Source organism: Polluticoccus soli (genome assembly GCF_029269745.1).
Classification (GTDB): domain Bacteria; phylum Bacteroidota; class Bacteroidia; order Chitinophagales; family Chitinophagaceae; genus Polluticoccus; species Polluticoccus soli.
Genome location: NZ_JARJHT010000002.1, coordinates 1 through 18,988 on the forward strand (window position 1 = coordinate 1; position 18,988 = coordinate 18,988).

At 48.3% G+C, this 18,988-nt stretch carries 5 protein-coding genes; 1 reads left to right on the forward strand and 4 read right to left on the reverse strand.

Annotation, left to right across the window (positions count from 1 at the left end; all coding sequences use genetic code 11):
* Both P2W83_RS10590 and P2W83_RS10595 read right to left on the reverse strand, forming a co-directional pair.
* On the reverse strand, positions 1-10,256 hold a 10,256-nt coding region (locus tag P2W83_RS10590; protein ID WP_276133707.1), incomplete at its 3' end, for an Ig-like domain-containing protein.
* Positions 10,257-11,118: 862 nt separating this feature from the next.
* Complete coding sequence (locus tag P2W83_RS10595; protein ID WP_276133708.1) at positions 11,119-14,352, reverse strand: amidohydrolase family protein; 3,234 nt, start codon at positions 14,350-14,352, stop codon at positions 11,119-11,121.
* A gap of 118 nt (positions 14,353-14,470) precedes the next feature.
* Between P2W83_RS10595 and P2W83_RS10600 the strand changes: the two genes are divergently transcribed.
* Positions 14,471-14,920 (forward strand): hypothetical protein, encoded by a 450-nt coding sequence (locus P2W83_RS10600; RefSeq protein WP_276133709.1) that lies wholly within the window; start codon positions 14,471-14,473, stop codon positions 14,918-14,920.
* 46 nt (positions 14,921-14,966) lie between these two features.
* On the opposite strand, the gene P2W83_RS10605 is transcribed toward P2W83_RS10600, so the two are convergent.
* Both P2W83_RS10605 and P2W83_RS10610 read right to left on the reverse strand, forming a co-directional pair.
* Positions 14,967-18,041: an efflux RND transporter permease subunit gene (locus P2W83_RS10605; protein WP_276133710.1), complete on the reverse strand. Its 3,075-nt coding sequence runs from the start codon at positions 18,039-18,041 to the stop codon at positions 14,967-14,969.
* 9 nt (positions 18,042-18,050) lie between these two features.
* Entirely contained in the window at positions 18,051-18,983 is a 933-nt protein-coding gene (locus tag P2W83_RS10610; protein WP_276133711.1) for an efflux RND transporter periplasmic adaptor subunit, read from the reverse strand.
* Positions 18,984-18,988: the final 5 nt, after the last annotated feature.

An 18,988-nucleotide genomic window follows, 5' to 3' on the forward strand; every position in this document is an offset into this window, starting at 1 on the left:
GGCGTGTAGGTGATGGTACTGTCTGCATTGACGACCACGGTTCCGTTTGACGGAGGTATACCGACGATCGGAATACCTAACGGATTATCAGGATCGCTGTCGTTGGCCAGGACGGGTATGGTGACCGGCGTGTCCTCATTGGTGGTGGTGGTGTCGTTCACCGCTACAGGCGGATCGTTCACAGGATCGATCGTGATGTATACGGTGGCTGTATCGCATAGGTTAGGTGTACCACCATCGCAGATCGCATAAGTGAAAGAATCAGTGCCGTTAAAGTTCGGATCAGGGATGTAAGTGATGGTGCTGTCTGCAGCATTGACTATCACCGTACCGTTTGCAGGAGGTGTACCGACGATCGGAACACCCAGCGGGCTGTCAGGATCGCTGTCGTTGGCCAGGACGGGTATGGTGACAGGTGTGTCCTCATTGGTGGTAGTGGTGTCGTTCACCGCTACCGGCGGATCGTTCACCGGATCGATGGTGATGAATACGGTGGCAGTGTCGCATAGGTTAGGTGTACCACCATCGCAGATCGCATAAGTGAAAGAATCTGTGCCGTTAAAGTTCAGGTCAGGCGTGTAGGTGATGGTACTGTCTGCATTGACGACCACGGTTCCGTTTGACGGAGGTATACCGACGATCGGAACACCTAACGGACTGTCAGGATCACTGTCGTTGCCCACCACTGGTATGTTCACCGGCGTATCCTCACTAGTGGTGGCAGTATCATCCACCGCTACAGGAGCATCGTTCACAGGATCGATGGTGATGTATACGATGGCAGTATCGCAGAGGATAGGCGTACCGCCATCACAGATCGCATAGGTGAAAGAATCTGTGCCGTTAAAGTTCGGATCAGGGATGTAGGTGATGGTACTATCGGCATTTACCACCACGGTACCATTGGCAGGAGGTGTATTTATTGACGGGATACCTAACGGATTATCAGGATCACTGTCATTGCCCACCACTGGTATGTTCACCGGCGTATCCTCACTAGTGGTGGCAGTGTCATCCACCGCTACAGGCGGATCGTTCACCGGATCGATGGTGATGAATACGGTAGCTGTATCGCAGAGGTTAGGTGTGCCACCATCGCAGATCGAATAGGTGAAAGAATCTGTCCCGTTAAAGTTCGGATCAGGAATGTAGGTGATGGTGCTGTCTGCATTTACTACCACGCTACCGTTTACCGGAGGTGTACCGACTGTCGGAATACCTAACGGACTGTCAGGATCGCTGTCGTTGGCAAGGACAGGTATGGTGACCGGCGTGTCCTCATTGGTGGTGGCAGTATCATCCACGGCTACAGGCGGATCGTTCACCGGATCGATGGTGATGTATACGATGGCAGTGTCGCAGAGGTTAGGCGTACCACCATCGCAGATCGAATAGGTAAAGGAATCAGTGCCGTTAAAGTTCGGATCAGGCGTGTAGGTGATGGTGCTGTCTGCATTGACGACCACGGTTCCGTTTACAGGAGGTGTATTTATTGACGGGATACCTAATGGGCTGTCAGGATCGCTGTCGTTGCCGACCACAGGTATGTTCACCGGTGTATCCTCATTGGTGGTGGCAGTATCATCCACCGCTACAGGCGGATCGTTCACCGGATCGATGGTAATGTATACGATGGCCGTGTCGCAGAGGTTAGGTGTACCACCATCGCAGATCGAATAGGTAAAGGAATCTGTGCCGTTAAAGTTCAGATCAGGGATGTAGGTAATGGTGCTGTCTGCATTTACTACTACCGTACCGTTTACAGGAGGTGTACCGACGATCGGAACACCCAGCGGATTATCAGGATCGCTGTCGTTCTTTACCACGGGTATGTTCACCGGGGTATCCTCATTGGTGGTGGCAGTATCATCCACCGCTACAGGCGGATCGTTCACAGGATCGATAGTAATGTATACGGTGGCTGTATCGCAAAGGTTAGGTGTACCACCATCGCAGATCGCATAGGTAAAGGAATCAGTGCCGTTAAAGTTCGGATCAGGGATGTAGGTGATGGTGCTGTCTGCATTGACGACTACCGTACCGTTCACTGGAGGTATACCCACGATCGGAATACCCAGCGGATTATCAGGATCGCTGTCGTTATTTACCACAGGTATGGTCACCGGTGTATCCTCATTGGTGGTGGCCGTGTCGTCCACCGCTACAGGAGGATCGTTCACCGGATCGATGGTGATGAATACCGTGGCTGTATCGCAAAGGACAGGTGTACCACCATCGCAGATCGAATAGGTAAATGAGTCTGTGCCGTTAAAGTTAGGATCAGGGATGTAGGTGATGGTGCTGTCTGCATTTACTACCACGCTACCGTTTACCGGAGGTGTACCCACGATCGGAATACCCAGCGGATTATCAGGATCGCTATCGTTCTTTACCACAGGTATGTTCACCGGTGTATCCTCACTAGTAGTAGCCGTATCATCCACCGCCACAGGCGGATCGTTCACCGGATCGATGGTGATGTATACGGTGGCCGTATCGCAGAGGACAGGTATACCACCATCGCAGATCGAATAGGTAAATGAGTCTGTGCCGTTAAAGTTCGGATCAGGAATGTAGGTGATGGTGCTGTCTGCATTTACTACCACGCTACCGTTTACCGGAGGTGTACCGACGATCGGAATACCCAGCGGATTATCAGGATCGCTGTCGTTCTTTACCACAGGTATGTTCACCGGCGTGTCCTCACTAGTGGTAGCAGTATCATCCATGGCTACAGGAGGATCGTTCACCGGATCGATGGTGATGTATACGGTGGCTGTATCGCAGAGGTTAGGTGTACCGCCATCGCAGATCGCATAGGTGAAAGAATCTGTGCCGTTAAAGTTCGGATCAGGTGTGTAGGTGATGCTGCTGTCCGCATTCACTACCACTGTACCGTTTGCAGGTGGTGTATTTATTGACGGGATACCCAGCGGGCTGTCAGGATCGCTGTCGTTATTTACCACAGGTATGTTCACCGGTGTATCCTCATTGGTGGTGGTGGTGTCGTTCACCGCTACAGGAGGATCGTTCACCGGATCGATCGTGATGTATACGGTGGCCGTATCGCATAGGTTAGGTGTACCGCCGTCGCAGATCGAATAGGTGAAAGAATCTGTGCCGTTAAAGTTCGGATCAGGGATGTAGGTGATGGTGCTGTCTGCATTTACTACCACGCTACCGTTTACCGGAGGTGTACCGACGATCGGAATACCCAGCGGATTATCAGGATCGCTATCGTTCTTTACCACAGGTATGTTCACCGGCGTGTCCTCACTAGTGGTAGCAGTATCATCCAGGACTACAGGAGGATCGTTCACCGGATCGATGGTGATGTATACGGTGGCCGTGTCGCAGAGGTTAGGTGTACCACCATCGCAGATCGAATAGGTGAAAGAATCAGTACCGTTAAAGTTCGGATCAGGGATGTAGGTGATGGTACTATCGGCATTTACTACCACGGTACCATTGGCAGGAGGTGTACCGACGATCGGAATACCCAGCGGATTATCAGGATCGCTATCGTTATCTACCACAGGTATGTTCACCGGCGTGTCCTCATTGGTGGTAGCAGTATCATCCACCGCTACAGGCGGATCGTTCACCGGATCGATGGTAATGTATACGATGGCTGTATCGCATAGGTTAGGCGTACCACCATCGCAGATCGAATAAGTAAAGGAGTCAGTGCCGTTAAAGTTCGGATCAGGGATGTAGGTAATGGTGCTGTCTGCATTTACTACCACCGAGCCGTTTACAGGAGGTGTACCCACGATCGGGATACCCAGCGGGCTGTCAGGATCGCTGTCGTTATTTACCACGGGTATGTTCACCGGGGTATCCTCACTGGTGGTGGCCGTGTCGTCCACCGCTATAGGAGGATCGTTCACCGGATCGATGGTGATGAATACAGTGGCAGTGTCGCATAGGTTAGGTGTACCGTCATCACAGATCGCATAGGTAAAGGAATCTGTGCCGTTAAAGTTCGGATCAGGGGTGTAGGTAATGGTGCTGTCTGAATTTACTACCACTGTTCCGTTTGCAGGAGGTGTATTTATTGACGGGATACCCAGCGGGCTGTCAGGATCGCTATCGTTAGCCAGGACGGGTATGGTCACATCTGTGTCCTCGTTAGTGGTAGCTGAGTCGTCCACCGCTACAGGAGGATCGTTCACAGGAGCGATGGTGATGTATACGGTGGCAGTGTCGCAGAGGTTAGGTGTACCGCCGTCGCAGATCGAATAAGTAAAGGAATCTGTGCCGTTAAAGTTCGGATCAGGAATGTAGGTGATGGTGCTGTCAGCATTGACTACTACCGTACCGTTCGCTGGAGGTATACCCACGATCGGAACACCTAACGGGCTGTCAGGATCGCTATCGTTATTTACCACAGGTATGGTAACCGGTGTATCCTCATTGGTGGTGGTGGTGTCGTTCATCGCTACCGGTGGATCGTTCACCGGATCTATGGTGATAAATACGGTGGCTGTATCGCAGAGGTTAGGTGTACCACCATCGCAGATCGCATAGGTAAATGAGTCTGTGCCGTTAAAGTTCGGATCAGGGATGTAGGTGATGGTACTATCGGCATTTACTACCACGGTACCATTGGCAGGAGGTGTATTTATTGACGGGATACCTAACGGATTATCAGGATCACTGTCATTGCCCACCACTGGTATGTTCACCGGCGTATCCTCATTGGTGGTGGCGGTGTCGTCCACCGCTACAGGAGCATCGTTCACCGGATCGATGGTGATATATACTGTTGCTGTATCGCAGAGGATAGGCGTACCGCCATCACAGATCGCATAGGTAAATGAGTCAGTGCCGTTAAAGTTCGGATCAGGAATGTAGGTGATGGTGCTGTCTGCATTGACTACCACCGAGCCGTTTACAGGAGGTGTATTTATTGACGGGATACCCAGCGGGCTGTCAGGATCGCTGTCGTTAGCCAGGACGGGTATGGTGACCGGCGTGTCCTCATTGGTGGTAGTGGTGTCGTTCACCGCTACAGGAGGATCGTTCACCGGATCTATGGTGATAAATACGGTGGCTGTATCGCAGAGGTTAGGTGTACCACCATCGCAGATCGAATAAGTAAAGGAATCTGTGCCGTTAAAGTTAGGATCAGGAATGTAGGTGATGGTGCTGTCATCATTGACTACCACTGTACCGTTTGCAGGAGGTGTACCCACGATCGGAATACCCAGCGGATTATCAGGATCGCTGTCGTTGGCCAGGACGGGTATAGTTACCGGTGTGTCCTCATTGGTCGTGGTGGTGTCGTTCACCGCTACCGGCGGATCGTTCACAGGATCGATGGTGATGAATACGGTGGCAGTGTCGCAGAGGTTAGGTGTACCACCATCGCAGATCGAATAGGTGAAAGAATCTGTGCCGTTAAAGTTCGGATCAGGAATGTAGGTGATGGTGCTGTCGGCATTGACTACTACCGAGCCGTTTGACGGAGGTGTACCCACTGTCGGAACACCTAACGGATTATCAGGATCGCTGTCATTGGCCAGGACGGGTATGGTGACCGGCGTGTCCTCATTGGTGGTAGTGGTGTCGTTCACCGCTACCGGCGGATCGTTCACCGGATCGATGGTGATGTATACGGTGGCTGTGTCGCAATCGCTTGTAGCATCACAAAGTGTATAGGTAAACGAATCGGTTCCATTATAATTGGGAGCAGGTGTATATGTGAACGAGCCATTAGGGTTCATCACTACGGCACCAACAGGTGGCAGGCTTAATAAGGCATAAACATTTCCCCCATCAAGACTTGGAATGTCATTACCGTCTACAGTACCACTAACCGGAACATCTTCGTCAGTTGTAATAGTATCATCATTTGCTACAGGCCAATATGGATTGGGCTCGATTAAAACAGTTACAGATGCCGTATCACAACCCGGGAAAATTTGCGAACAGCCAGATGGTAATGGTGGGAATGTGTCACAAACACGATATTGGAAAACGTCCGTACCTGTATAATTATGATTGGGTCGGTACAAAATGGTTCCATTTTGCAACACTTGTAAAGTACCATGTGCAGGTGCCTGAACGGCCGCAATGCTCACGACCAACTCATGACCTTCAGGGTCTACATCATTTGCGGTAACATCGATGTTCAAGTCAGTATTAGCAGGTCCAACTCCGTCGCCGGTTGAAATATTGTAAGGGTCATCCTGTGCAATGGGTGCCAGATTAGGTACAGAAGAAATAACATTGATTGTAACAGTTTTTGGAGTGCTTGTAAGATTCCCCGGATCAGTTACGGTATATGGAATAGTGACAACACCTGTAAAGCCGGGGGCAGGAGTAAATGTATAAGTTCCATCACCATTATCCGTCAAAATACCACTTGGTGTGTTGTAGCTTATATTTACTATTAAAGGCTCTCTTTCAGGATCATCAAAGGAAGTAAGAGTGAATGTTATAGGCTGACATTCTCTTGTCGTTAGTGTGGTGTCTCTTGCTACCGGAGGCTGGTTGATTACATTGAAAATTGCAATTGCCGTATCACAAAGACCTGGACCACAACCTCCGGTTATTTGGCAACGTTCATAAATCACAGTGTCAAAACCATAGAAGCCAGGTGTAGGTGTATATGTAATTGTGTTGCCGCTCAGTGAATAGGTGCCATTCTGCGGTGCTTTTGTAACGGCAGCATCAGACAGTGGATAATTATTGGGGTCATTATCATTTAGCCCAAGTTGCAACACCTGCTGCGTGCCGCTGTTGCCTGCGCTGCTGTCGCGGTTCACACTAGGACTGGCAGGGTGCACCTCCACGTAAATATAAGCCGTGTCAAACAGGCTTCCGTCGCTTTGCCTGTACAACAGTGTATCCGTACGGGAAACAGCTACGCTGTTGTTGGGTGTATACACTATCGTATTGCCGCTCAGTGATACAGTTCCTTTAGAAGGCGTAAGCATGTTCACCGACACCACGGATAATGTGGTGCTGGCATCAGCATCATGGTCATTCGGCAACACATTAATGTTAACCGTAGCAGCCGTTACGGTAGAGGCCGTATCGGGGGTAGCCAGGGGAGCCCGGTTAGGAATGGCTGTACAAGGCAGGGGCACCACATAAGTAATTGTAAACAAGGGTTGATTGGTCGCCGTGCCATTTTCAGAAGTGCCAAAAATAAGTCTCTTATCCACCTGTACGCTGTCTACCGCCTGGCCGATCATGATGCCCCTGTTGTCAGCTATATTATTCTGCCACTGAGTAACAGCACTTGTGATATTAAAGAGGTGCTGGCTGCCATTGCCCCCGTTATTGGGCGCCGTACCGCGACCAATGTAGAGTGTAGAAAGTGCACCGATATTAAAATCGCTGCCGGGGGCAGTCCAGTTGCTGGCGCCGGCGCGGCGATTCCAGGTTGCCTGTACTTCGTTCCACATCGGGTTGCCTGTGACCTGGTAAGCGCCTAATTTATATTTTGCATTATCGCCACCTGTAACAGTAAGTCTTAATGTAGCGCTTTGAATAATAGCATTGGCGGGTATTTGCGCCAGGTATTGAGCATCGGGAATTGCTGCTAAAAACCGGCGACGTTTGCCTGTTTTTTTACCCAGTTCTGTAGTCGTATTGTTACCGAAATTTGTGTTGGCACCGTCTTCTCTTATCTGTGCGTCAATGGTATTGGTTGTGCCGGAAAATGTTACTGTCTGGGGGTTTCCAAAATCCAGGGGTCTGTATTGCCCGGCTGCACAATTGTCATTTTTAATCAATACATTCACCAGTCCTACAGTGCAGGAGCCCTCAGTATTGCAAATTTTGTATTTAAAAGAATCATTTGCATTTGCAGAGCCGGACGGGTAATCAGTATTATTCAGGTAGGTGATAGTATTATCGGTATTGATACTTACTATACCATTGGTCGGCTGCGTTTCAATTGTTATCGTAAGAGGCAGATCGCCTGGATTGTTATCGTTAGTTACGACATTGATTATTTGAGGTATATCTTCTACGGCTGTAGCTTCATCTTTATTAGCGGTCAATACGGCAGGGGTACAATCCCAATTTTCCAGTTCAGCAGCATCTACCCAAAGCTGTGGAGTGCCGGCGGAGCGCTGTATCCTGATATATCGAACACCGCCTACGGGCACTCCAAAACGAACACCAGTGCCTGCATTATCTGTAGTTGAAAATGATCCTACAGCGGTAAACGTAGTACCATTCGTGCTGTAGGATATGGAGGCAGTTACAGATTGCCCATCTGTACCGGTGGCAAAATATACCACTGCCGAGTCCCTGGCAGGAGGTGTTTGGATACTGCCAAAATCAAGAGTAAGTATATCTGCGTTATTATCAATTACGGCATAGGTTGTATTTACTGCCGGGTCGTAGTCCGAGAGTCCCAGGGCATTAGCAGCGTTCCCAACCGTTGTGTTGGTTTGAGCAGTAGCGCCCACAGAACTTACTACATCATAAGCGCTGCCCGGGAAGCAGCCGTTGGCATCAGGTGTTCCCACGCCGACGGTTACTGTAGCAGTAGCGCAAATCGGACCCAAGAAAGGTGGTATGCCGGTATTGGGGGTATTATCACATATCTTGTAGGTAATAGTTGCTATACCGAAAAAGCCTTCGGCAGGAGCGAAGGTCACGTTTGGTCCGCTTGAGGTCCAGGTACCCTGCCCCGCTACGGTGAAACTGGTGCCATATTGAGAGGCATTGGTAGGGTCTTGCAAGAGAACTGAGTTCGGGTTCAGATCGCCATCGGGGTCGGTATCATTAGCAGCTACGTTAATAGTAGTGGTAATACCTGGTTGATAACACCCCGTGGTGATGTTGGTGACATCGTTTACGGCTTGAGGCGCTGCTGGTGGTGGCATCAATGTGGCAGGATGTACAGATGAAGTAGTACGCCCGCAGGAATCCGATACCAATACATAAATTAAAATAGGCGTAGCAGCGGTAATTGTACCCGGATTGAAAGTAGTGGTAGATGCACTTGTACTTGCATTAGGCGAAAAAGAACCTATTGACGATCCATCACTTACTTTTCGGGCACTCCAGGTATAAGTAAATGGTACGGCATTTATCGGGGAAGTAGCTGTTACAGAAAGAACAGTAGGAATGTATATTGAACCATTTGCAGAAATACCTGTAATATTACCGACCTGCACTGCTTTATCCTTGGCAGCATAAATGCTCCAGTTAAAAAAAGCACGTATGGCAGCTACGCTTGCTGCTCCGTGGCCGTTAACATTATGCCCTCCCGTAAACATTACCCAGCCGCGGTTGTTATCGCCAAACCCACGGCCATAAGCTATCGTTACAGCAGCACCTGGCGACTTAGAAGGCACATCGGGTTGTGTCGGGTCGTAAGTAATTATATTTGTAGATGGCAGCCAACTCGCGCCATTTACCGGTAGATAAATCTGCTCACTACCATTTGTTTGCGCAGCATCGGGCGCGCCAATAAACTGCGAAACCCACTCATCAGCCGGTGCTACCGTACCTGTTTGTGGCGGAGGAACAGGGGATATGTTGGTATTGAATGGAGGGCTTCCGTCGTTATGGTTTCCCCAAAGCACCAGGGAGTTTTGAGCATAATTGGTGCTATTGGGTACCGGCAGAATGATGCCAGGTCCGGCAGTAGTTACCTTGGTAGTCAGGAAGTTCATCTGCTGGCTGGTATTTGCCGGATTGTAAGTATTCGAAAGTGCACTACCTGAGTGGCAACCCGTCCAGATTGCGCCTTTAGAATTAACATTCCAGTTATACAGATTACTATGGCTGCCCCAGGAAGGATCAGCGTGGGGCAATACAAAGATGTCATCACAAGAGTTTAGGTTGGCTGGCGTTTTACTAGTGTATTGTGCTGGGGGTATGCCCGCATTCGTATAAAAAGGTATTACTAGATTTCCATTCGCTAAATCTACTGTCCACCTTGGCGCTACATGAATGGTATCTATATTAGCACCGATGAAAGTATAGTCTGCAGCCAGTGTTCTTGCTGTTACCAGCCCTGCTGTATACCCATTGGCAGTGGTAACACTTGTCACAGCTGTCCATTGGTTGATCACGGTTTGTACAGGACTTGTAATGTATTCTTTCGGGATAATGAATATGCCTCCTCTGTACGGAAAACCGCCAATGTTATAGTCTATAGCATCTTTGATCTTGTTGTCGCGCACTACCCAAATCACCTGCACGTTGTAATATTTCACCAACTCGTGCACCATACCATACGGGCGCACACCCGCAGGTATCACACCTGAATTGACACCCATGTCTATCAGATATGAACCTTGCTGCACTGTAATCTGTGCCGATGATTGCACCGAAATAGTGAAAGCAAAGAAGAAAAATAGGGACTTTAAAAGCGGCCTACATCTACCTGGCATATTAAGTGATAGTGCAATCATGGTGTACATTGACATGTTTTCAATAGCAATAAATCCAACATCCACTTACATCAGACGCTTGAGCTTTGCAAAAATTTTACTAGCATGTCGTCTACATGTTCACATGAAAATGCTGCTTTTGAATCCCCGAGCGACTACTTCAATAGAGAATGCATTTGGCTCTCCGATACATTTACTGCAGATAAGTTGCTTAGTGTAGTGTCCAGTTAGCTGGGATATTGCTTTCCAGATCGAACAGGTCGCGCTATGGATCGTACGGTGCTACCTAGCTATAGCCTTGCCTTTTTTAAGAATTGACATAATCTTTGATTTAGATGGTGATGAAGATATTCAGGGCTTTTTTGTGATTTTATTCACACAAGAATCACGCCGAAAGCGGCGCTATCAGCCAAGCTGTGAGGATAAATAGCTTACGCACAACCCAGCCGTTCGCATTTACAGAACGATCTTGCATTTTTTGTGGAGGAACATCGTCATATACCTGATCATATTGATCAGCTCTTACGCAGCTTTCCCCTCAGATTGTATTCGGCCGGGAGGGCGACGGAGTATTCATTTTCCGGCAAGCTTTCTTCCAGTTGAAAGGTTTGATTTTTTTATAAAAAACATCATTATTGTTGAGCATGCTTTTGATATGGGAAAGGAACACGCCTCAGCTTAACATCATTAAAAAAAGCCCTGCACTGAAGGGCTTTTTTAATGCTTTCTCATTCAATTTCCCATGAGATCAATCTTCTTCATGCGTATCAGTCTCATACCAGGGGAATGACTCCGCATTTTTACTCACCTCCCAGTAAAATGGGCTTGGTTTTTTATTATAGTTACCGGTTTCATTCATTGTTTCAGCATCGTATAGCCTACCATTCACCATTGTGTATTTGATACTCTCTGTATTGTAGATATTATCCAGCGGGTTTTTGTCCAGCACTATCAGGTCAGCCAGTTTGCCGGGTTTCAGAGAGCCGATATAATTATCCAACCCAAGGCTTTTTGCAGGATTGATAGTGGCTGTGCGAAGTGCTTCCATCGGCGTCATACCGCCTTGCGTCATCATCCATATTTCCCAGTGAGCACCGAGGCCCTGCAACTGACCATGGGCACCCATATTGACCGTTACTCCGGCATCGCTCAACTTTTTCTGGCTCTTCGAAACCAATATATGTCCATTCTCGTATTCTTCGTCGGGTGCCATAGTGCGGTGCCTGCTACGGGTGTCTATCACTGGTCGTGGTGTAAAACGCATCAGCCTTTCTTTCTCCCAAACATTGGTGTGCTGGTACCAGTAATACTCGCCCGAAAGCCCCCCGTACGATACGATAAGTGTAGGCGTACTGGCCGTAGCTGCATTTTTCCAGAGCTGTATCACGTCGTTGTATAGCGGCGCTACCGGAATATTATGCTCGATGGTAGTGTGACCATCCAGTATCATGCTGATGTTGTGAAAAAAGAAAGAACCACCTTCAGGTACTACTTCCAGTTGTAATTGGCGCGCAGCCTCTATGATCATCTGCCGCTGTTCCCTGCGTGGCTGGTTGTAGCTTTTCACGCTGAACGCACCAAAAGCCTTGGTACGTAGCAATGCACTCTTCGCATCTTCTATGTTATTCACGATCGTCCTGGAGTCGCCATCGGCACCGTACAAAATAGTACCGGTAGAGAATATACGAGGGCCCACCATCATGCCTGCTTTTACCAATTCGCTTTGTCCAAAAACCAATTCACTGTTGGCCGAGGGGTCATGACTAGTAGTTACACCATAGGCGAGATTCGCGTAGTAAGGCCAGTGTTTCTCCGGTATGATACCCGCACCGAAATGCCCGGCATGTGCATGTGCGTCAATGAAGCCCGGCAAAATGGTCTTGCCGCTGCAGTCGATTCGTTTGGCTGCGGGTGGAATTGTTACCTGCCCGTCTTTGCCTATTGCTTTAATGACGTTGCCATCTACTACGATTGTTCCGTTTTCTATCACACCATCGCCATCCATAGTAATGATCCTTGCGTTGGTAAAAGCTAATTGGCCCACAGGCTTGTCTGTTTTAGCAACCAGACCAACTGTTATTCCATGCAAGGGAATAGCAAATGTTGAGTCCGGCTTACCGCTGAGAAATTGGTACATGTCACTAAGCGAGATTGTGTAGTACTGATCTCCAAGTGTGTAATGCAGCTGTTTGCCATCGCCACTCCAGTGTAGATTATAGCCTGCATCCTTTGATACACGTCTCAATGGGAAATCGGCAGAGTCGCTGCCGATTGTTATGGGCCTGCCCGTATGCGGGAAGGCTGCGATATATACCTGGTGCAGGTTCACGAACGCGATCCAATCCTCGTTGGGCGATACTGTAAACTGCCTGCCGTATGTGGTTTTGAAAATGGTACGTTCTTCATTACCGTCAAGATTGCACGAGCTAAACGATTTCTCCAGCCCGCCGCCGGCATCATAGTAGATGCGTTTACCGTCTTTACTGAACGAAGGGTTATCGCCTTTGTCCGTAACGAATTCTTCCTTTCCTCCGTTAGAGGGCATGATGTAGAGACCAGGCTTCGAAGTATAGGCAGGACCAAGTATGTTATCGCCGCCTTCTTTTTCGTATACCAGCATACTGCCGTCGTTCGACCATGACGGAGTGCGGTATTTTCCTTTCTTGCTCGTGATACGTTCAATTTTTCCACCACCAATCTTCACTTTGCTGATGCTACCCACAGTGCTGTCGTTCCAGGTAACATAGGCTATCGTTTTTCCATCGGGCGAAAACGCTGGATCGTATTCATATTCAGCAGCGCCTGTGATGCGAACGGGCTTGCCACCGGGTAGTTCTTTTTTATATAAATGTCCCAGCGCACTGAACACCATCCACTTTCCGTCGAGCGATGTAACAGCCTGGCGGATAACATTCACTTTGAATTCGTCGGGATTGATATCCTGTTTAAATCTAACAGCATCGGTAATCTGTTGTTTTACACTGGCTGTAAAAGGTATTTCTGTCGCCACGTTGCTGCTTTGCAGATCTACTTTCATGATCTTGCCGCCGGCCCATATAATGATGTTCTTGTCATCAGGCGTCCAGGCAAAGCCTGTGTAAACACCAAAGATGGTCCACGCTTCCTGTTGGTCCTTCGATAGTTTGTCGTACACCGGCCATTCTTCTCCCGTTTCAATATTCCTTAGGTACAACACGCTTTTTGTTCTCACCCGTCTTACAAAGGCAAGCGTTTTACCGTCGTGCGATACCTGCGGCCGCACTGCACCGCCGGGTCCTCCTGTTACTGATTCGGTTATACCTTTTTCCCTGTCGAAACGCTTGATTACGAATATCTGGTCATTGGGGTTTTTGTTGTATTCAAAATGACCGCCGGGGTACATGTCTTCGCTGTAATACACATATCGTCCGCTGCGCGATACGCAGGGTTCGTTGAGGTCCTGCTGGTCATTTTTCTTCACCGTCAGCTGCAGACCATTTCCACCGTTGATATGATACATCCAGAGCTCGCCCGCGCCGAGTGAACGCGTAGAGGTATAGTGCTTCCGCGCGATGAGATAGTTACCGTCAGGCGTCCACACAGCATTGTTCAGCAGTCTGAAATTCTCTTTTGTTATCTGCACGGCGTTACTCCCATCCCTGTTCATGATCCAGATGTTGTCGCCACCGCCAGCATCGGACGTAAATGATATTTTACTGCCATCGGGATTGAAACGTGGCTGCACGTCCATGGCCTTGCCCGTGCGTAGTACTTTAGCTTCGCCGCCGCTGGATGGCATTATGTAGATATCCCCCAACAGGTCAAAAACGATGTCTTTCCCGTCGGGCGACACGTCGAGGTTCATCCACGTTCCTTCATTCACTGTAAAGGATACCTCTTTTTGCGGACCGCCTGGATTATTGACGTCCCACTTTTTTTTGTCTCCGGCAAGCAGGCCTGTAGGAATAAAAGCCAGCATTACCAGCAACGATCTAAAACCCATAAAATGCATTTGGGTTAAAGATAGAAAAGCAAACTTGCTAACTGAACAGGCAATTGGGGGATAAAAAAAGGGCAGAGACAGCGTTTTCTTAGCTTTAATTTGCATTACGGGAATGGGAATGAAAAAGAAGTTCGCCGAATGGGTAAAGAGGTATGTGCCTGCAGAGGCAGTATCGATGGCCACTACATTACTGTCTGCCTGGCTTGCGCACAGGTCTGGCGGCAGTGCTCTGCTCGTCGCACTGGTGAGCACATGGGGCGGAAATGTGGGTTACTATGGTTACATCCTGATCGCCGATATACTCCGGTCAGTGAAAGCACACAGGCAAAGCGGCAAACGTTATACAGGGGTGAGTGCTGCTATTGATTTCCGCAGTCTTGTTGTGGAATTTGGGATGGGCGAAATAGTAGACACCTTATTTATCAGGCCGGCGATCATGTACTATGTGCCACAATTGGTGCCCGGTTTTGCCGCAGGAATTCTCGTGGCCAAACTGATAGCAGACGTTTTCTTCTACATCCCTACCATTATTGGCTACGAGATGAACAAAAAATGGCTCAAGAAATGAACCTTGTACTTGCATTGCGTCGAGAGTGCTAGGAGGGAGCCCATTATTATGGCTCATATGTATCAACAATAACTGCAGAATTATCGCTCGGCTTCTTTCGTTTACTAATGATCCGGATCATAGAGGGAAGTACTATCAGCAGTAAAGGGAGCGCAGCAATAAAACCGCCGATGACTGCGATGGCAAGAGGCTGATGTAGCTGGGCTCCTGTACCTATACCCAATGCCAGGGGCATCAGCGCAATAATGGCTCCGAGGGCTGTCATCAGTTTGGGCCTGAGCCTGGTTGATATAGAATAGACAATAGACTCATCTATCGTTTGCGTGCGCAGGGACTCTTTGAATTGCAGATAAGTGAAAATAGCATTCTCACCTATTATACCCACGATCATAATAAGCCCAGTATAACTGCCGACATTCAATGGGATATTTGTTATATACAAAGCAAGGTAGCTTCCGGCTATTCCCAGTATTGCGATAATGAGTATAGCAATAGCGATTAAAAAGTCGCCGAATAAGAACAGGATAACACCAAACACCAATAAACAGGCAGTTACGAGTATGAGCAATAATTCGTGAAAAGAGCGTTGCTGTTCTGCATAAGCTCCCCCATATTCAATGTGGTAACCTTGCGGTAGGACTATTTGTGTGTTCACTTGCTCCTGTATCTCTTTCATCACACTGCCAAGGTCGCGACCTTCTAGCCTGGAACTTATGACGCCCATGGATTGCAGATTCTGGCGTTCCACTTCTGCATTTCCAGCGCTGACCTCAACGCCGGCGAGGTCGGTAATTGGCCTCAGTCTGCCGTTGGGTAAAAAAATGTTTAGTTGTTTTATATCAGCCAGTCCCTGTGTGATAGATGGAGTAGAGCGCATGCGGATGGCCGATAGCTGTTCCCGTTCCAATATGGAACCAGCTGTGATCCCTTGTATGGCTAGCTCCAGTTGTTGCTGGAAATTGGCAGGGGTGATTCCAAATTGCGCCAGCCTGGCATAGTTGGGAACAATGCTAATGGAGGGCCCTGCAATAACGATCCCGTTAAATACGTCTGCCGTGCCTTCAACGTTTTCTACAAGCTTGCCCAATGTGTCTGACAGCTCATGCAACTTTGTGATGTTTTCACCAAAGATCTTTATTTCAATGGGCTGCACTGACGTCATGAGATCGCCCAGCATGTCCCCGATCACCTGCCCGAAGTCAATACGCAGCGCAGGCTGCGTAGACTCTACTCTCTGCCGGATGTCAGCTATCACTTCATCTGTAGAGCGGTCGCGGTTCTGCTTCAATTGTATCAGGTAATCGCCATTATTAGGTTCTGTAATAAAGAACCCCATTTGTGTACCTGTTCTTCTTGAATAAGCAGATACCTCAGGGATCTTATTGATGATCTTCTCGACTTCGCGCAACATCCGGTCTGTTTCCTGGAGCGATGTGCCTGGTGGTGAAGTGTAATCAAGTACAATGCTGCCCTCATCCATCTCTGGCAGAAAGCCTGTTTCAAGTTGAGGCAGGATCAATATGATGATGACAGCAAATGCGGCCATAATGGCTATGCTAATATATGGCTTGTGAATGAAGACAGACACCCATCGCTGTTTTTTTACCTCAACCGGCTCTGGTGTGCGTGCAATCACCATTTTTTTATTCCGGGTAAGCAGCAAGTAAATGACAGGCAGGCATATCCAGGTAACGAAAAAGGAACACACCAGTGTAACGATCATCATATTGGTCATTACCTTGAAATACGCACCTGCTACGCCGCTCATCATCTCAAAAGGAATGAAGATAACAATGGTGCTCATGGAGGAGCCGATCATTGCTGGCAACAGGTAGCTTATGGCCTTCTGCACTATTATCTGCGCAGGCTCGTCGTGGTGCTCCTCGTGCGTACGGTGTATTTGCTCCACGACTACAATAGCATCGTCAATAATAAGACCGATGGCAGCAGCAATGGCACCCAGTGTCATGATATTGAGGGTGTAGCCCATAAAATACATGACGATAAGCGACAGGCATATGGTGACAGGGATAGTAATCAGGATCGTGGCGCTTGCTTTTAGCGAACGGAGAAAGATAATGGCTACCACAATGGCCAGTGCCAGCCCGATCCAAAGGCTGTCTATTACGCTGCGGATAGCATCGTTTACAAAGTCGGCCTGTACGTAATAGGGTTTTATCGTAATGTCTCGGGGCAGTGTTTTCTGCAGCTCTGCTACTTTTTGTTCCACCTGCTCCGACAACTCAATAAGGTTGGCATTGGGCTGTTTGATGACAGCTACCAACAGGCCTTCTCTTCCGTTCGCATTGATCCGGGTGTATTCTATTGCTTCGTTGATCTTTACCTGCGCAATATCCTTTAGCGTGACGATACGCTTTCCGTCGTTCGAGATAACGATGTTCTGCAATTCATCGATAGAATGCACGGTGGCATCCGTGATCGTTAGGTATAGCAGGCGGTAGTCTGAAAGGTAACCGTTGGACTGGATGAAATTGGTTTGCGAAAGTGCATTGCCTACAGCATCTGGTGTAATGCCCAGGGTGCTCATCTTCTGTATGTCGAGCGTAAGCCAATATTCCTTTTGTTTCCCGCCAATGATCCTGACCTCGGCCACGCCGTTTACCTGCGAGAGAAAAGGTTTTACCGTATACAACGCCAACTGTTTCATGTCAATAGGCGTGTAAAACTGATTGTTCGTCTCAAGTGTGTAACCAATGACCGGTAGGATCGATGGGTTCATTTTCTCCACCGTTATCTGTGTGCCGGGGGGAAGATCGTTTCGTATCTCAGCGATCTTTGATTCTATTCTCTGTTTTGCCAGGTCTATATCGGCATCCCAGTTGATAAACGCAGATATCTCACAACTGCCACGGCTGGTGATGCTGCGCAGGTTTTCAAGGTCAGGTATCTGTTTGACTGCATTTTCAAGCGGCTTAGTGACGGTGATGATCATTTTGTCTATGGGCTGCAGTCCCGCATCGGCAATGATCTTGATCTTCGGAAAGGTGATCTCGGGGAACAGCGACACCTGTAGTTTGCTATACGCAAACATGCCCCCCATAATGATGATGGCTATAATAACGGTCAGTGGATTTTTATGCGTTATAAAGAATTTCTTCATCGATCGCCGTCAGTACGGTTTTTCAACTTTAATGATCTTTACCCTTGCCGTATCAGGCAAGCCATAGTTGCCAGTCAGCAATATTTTATCGGCTAGTGAAAATACCGGCCTGATGATCTCTATCTTACCGTTCGATTCCAAACCTTTCATTACAGGTACCTTTACCGCTCTTACGGAGTCAATCATTTTCATTACCCAAAAGTGTGCCTGTGACTCGTCAGTCAGCACTGTTTCTTTAGGCAGCACTTGTACATGTTCGTGCTTGTCCTTAGTGATATGAACGGTAGCTATCAGGTTCTTCGGAATATCGGTCTTGCCGACGCCGATAAGTATCTTTTCCGTTTGCGAAAAAGAATCTACTTCGGGCATTGTTCTTATGACCCGCCCCTGCAAATGTGATTTGTCAGGAAGCACCAGGTCTATTGTATTGTTGCCGATATAATGTTTCAGTTCATACGGAAGGTTGAGCAGGAAGCCGAAATTTCTGGCATCATTGATGACTGCAATTTGTTCACCATCCTGTACATAATCGCCCACCTGGTGACTGACCTCGCTAACATATCCTGCCTCTGCAGTATAGATCCTGATAATACCCGTAAACCGGAATGAGGGATCCAGGCGGTTCACGAGGTTGCCTAATGCTCGGGCTTCTTTGGTTTTCACTACAAACGCCAGAGTATGCGCCCGCACATATTGGCCGGGCTTAAGGTTTACCGCCTCGATATAGCCATTAGCGGTAGATTTAATAAAGCTATTAGTAAGAAATGTGGAAGTAGCATTGAGGTCTACATAGTCTGCAATCGTTTCTATGGCTATTGACGTGACAGTGACCGGCGTTTGTATTGTTTCTGCTGAAACTTCTTCTTCCTCGACAGATTTTGTGTGACAGCCGGTTGCCAGCATAATGCTTATGAACAGTGCTATAAAAATGTTTTTCTTCATATGCA